The organism is Bartonella sp. AP65SXKL (assembly GCF_042195725.1).
Taxonomy (GTDB): Bacteria; Pseudomonadota; Alphaproteobacteria; order Rhizobiales; family Rhizobiaceae; genus Bartonella.
In genome coordinates this window covers 1-3,218 of sequence record NZ_JBHIOW010000042.1, presented here as the reverse complement: position 1 = coordinate 3,218, position 3,218 = coordinate 1, and the positions used below count along the sequence as shown (strand labels likewise).

At 38.9% G+C, this 3,218-nt stretch carries 1 protein-coding gene and 2 pseudogenes; all 3 read right to left on the bottom strand.

Going from position 1 to position 3,218, the window contains the following annotated elements; genetic code table 11:
* The coding region (locus ACFIMP_RS09410) for a restriction endonuclease (protein WP_375686314.1) at positions 1-878 on the bottom strand (878 nt) is incomplete at its 3' end.
* A 554-nt stretch (positions 879-1,432) separates the two neighbouring features.
* A pseudogene (locus tag ACFIMP_RS09405) lies at positions 1,433-2,839 on the bottom strand (DUF3987 domain-containing protein).
* Between the two features lie 162 nt (positions 2,840-3,001).
* A pseudogene (locus ACFIMP_RS09400) lies at positions 3,002-3,218 on the bottom strand (hypothetical protein); the annotation flags it as partial.

Sequence of the window (3,218 nt, the reverse complement as noted above, 5' to 3'; positions counted from 1 at the left end):
AGGGCTTGAGCATCCGTGGTAGCAGGGAGAACAAGATCTGATGTTTCCATGCCAACAATATCATCTTGATTTTTACGGCGCTTGCCTACTTTCGTATCAGAACACACGGCAAAGGAACGCAACGGGACTTGTGCATCGGCTGTCCATTCACGGATTGTTTGCGAGACTAAAGCCAGAGAAGGTACCAGAAACAAAACACGCTTGCCTTTCCCAGCAAGGGTTTCTGCTATCTTCAAACTGGTGAAAGTCTTCCCCGTTCCACATGCCATAATCAGCTTGCCACGATCTGCTTCTTTTAACCCTTCACAGACTTTCTTGATGGCTTCTTCTTGATGGGGACGAGGCTCTTTTGTTGATTTCAGAACAACTTCTTTTTTCGTTGCAAATATTTGCCAGTCTATACGACTGTTTTCCATATGACGAAGGTCAATACGATAAACGGGTATCGCTTGTCCTTTAATCATGGCATTCACATTGTCACTTAATTCCACTTCTGTGCTGTCAACGAGAAGTCGATATTTAAAGATGTCTTTTCCAGAGGCAGCGATAAAGCTATCAATATCTTTTTTACTGATCTGATGGTCAGCTTTATAAAACTTACATTGAATAGCCACATATCCCTCTTGATGACGAAGCTTTGCCACCAGATCAATGCCGATATCATTTTTATTCCAACCTTCACGCTCTTCAGCCCATTCATAATAGCTCTCAACTTTTTCATATCGCCCATAGTGGAGAGGGTCATACATAAGATATTTTGTCACAAAATCTTCAAACACTTTCCCCCGTAGAGCATTTGATGTTGCCTGTTCACGATAGGATTGTAAAAGGGAGCGTAAAGTGAATTGTTCATTATCAGACTTAATAGATTGAAGCATATTGTAATAAAAATCCCTTGCCTTATGAGATGATTAATATTCATTAAAAGAATCAAAACGAATTCAATTAAATGCACTTAAAGCAAATAACGATAAAAAAGGGAAAAAAACTGCTAAAAAAAGCCGATATTTTTTTCAAAATGGGTCTTTAAGGCTGCTTATCAACAGCCCATGACATGGAATAAGATCAGCAAAGTAGTGAAATTTGCTATTCATTTCACGTATTCATCAAGATAAATGTACTACGTTCTTTAAAATATCAGAATGAGTATTTTGATAGGTTTTGTCTGTTTTTAAAACCCCCAAAACACCTACAAAACCCTCTTAGATATATATTAAAAATTGTATTTATGTGTTATGTTTAATATAGGTTGTTTATTTGAAAGATTAACTTATTGAAATATAATAACTTTTATTTTTGACTAAAAAATATATATAAGGGGGGGTAAAAAGACCCCCCAAAACCCCCATACCCCCCCAAAAACTAATGATGGGAAGTGCTTTAAAGGTTCACTGTTATATTGTTTAATGTTTTATAAGATTTCCAAATTGCCTCAGTGTGATGTCTTATGACTTTTCACTAAAGGGTGCCATTCATAACGTATGGTAGGTCGACCGCCTTGGGAGTTATTCTCTCCAGAGATTTCACGAATATAGTTACAACGACATAAAAGCTCTAAAGCTTGCTTAACGGTTTGATTGTCTGTTAAACATTTCCAATCACGTTTATAAACATCCCTTGCTGTAAAAATATCGGGTAAATGATCACAGCGTTCAACAATTAATTTTGCACGCTCTGCTGTAAATGTATCCCCCGCCGCATAAAGACGTTTGGCATGACTTAACAGATATTTTTCCCATCGCAAGGCTGTTTGAAGGGCACCTTTATTGATTTCAAAACGCCCCCCTTCGGTTAATTCAAAAATCAATGCAAGACTTACTATGGTCTTAGGCATTTTCAAAAGATGCGCTTGTAAGCTTTCAGAAAGGTTATTCTCTTTGGCTTCTTTAAAAATCTTTTGCATCCATTCACGAAAGATCTCTTGAGCTTCAGCAGAAAAACGCATCACAAGCGGATATTCTGGTGAACCAAGGGGTTTATCATAAAGAGAACGAAATGCCCCTTCATAAGTTTCCCATGCCTCTTGATTGGGAGGTCTATCAACCCATTTCCAATCTTTTGTCTCATCGGGAAAGACAAGCATTTGAAAGCGTTGTAAGAAACCATCATTGCCTTTGCCATATAAAACATTGCGTATAAAGGGGAGAATGCGAGAGGGTTGAATGCCCCCTATAATAGAAACGGTTGCATTGGGAATAAAAATGGTTCCACGCTCTATACGGTCATAAGTAAATTGATCATCGCCATTAAAAGCTGTGAGATAAAAGGCGCGGTCTGATTGATATTCCTTCCGTTCCATATCTGTTAAGAAACCGGATAATTCATCACGCACCATCAAGAGACCACGGGGGGGCTTTTAAAAGTTCCCCAAGCTTTTCAACGGTCACATCATTGACAATAAAACGAGAGACATCATCATCATGCGCATTGTCTTTAGAGAGGGTTTCAGACAAAAGAGCACGGGCTGTTTCAAGATCTCCTTTTTTATTGCTTTATGGGCTTGTTTTTTCTTTTCGGATTTGTCTAAAGTTTCAAGTATCTCTTCAATTTCTTGTCTCTCTTTCTGCTTTAGCCAGTCTTTATACCATTTCTTTTGAAGGCAAGTGATGGGAGTTAAAGCGGCTTGCATGGTAGGTGTTTTCATGGTTGAAGGTTGACCAATAAGAGCGCCCCAGAGATTAGGGACAATCTTCCAATCATCATGTTGTTTTGGAGCAATCCGCACGCCATTGCCGATGAGAGCAGCCAAGCCACACAAAGCAGCGACAGCCACAAAATCGAGAGGCGCTTGTTGACGGTCAGCAACGTCATAAACATAGCGACTTAAAGTTAAAGGCATTTGCGCAGCATGAAAAGACTCGACAGGTAAAAGAGTATACTCAAGTAGTTTTAATTCCCCCCAACCATTTTGTTGCAATGCGATTTCATAAGGAATGGCTTCTAAACAAGTCTTAATTATTTAAAGGCGTATTATTCTCTAAAATATTTTTATTATCCTGTCTCATGTTATTTGCCCTAGAAGATAGAGAAGATTGTTAAAATATGCGTTATGCGGGGCTTGCCTCATAAGGACCTCAAAGGCTTGGCTATAAGCACGCGTAGCAAAGGTAAAATTGACTAAAGTATTTTTGATTGGTTGGCTTCCATAACGCCCATGCCAAACCCCGCGCAAGGCACGTGTGATACCTTGCGCATTCTTAAAAGAACACATCATTGTA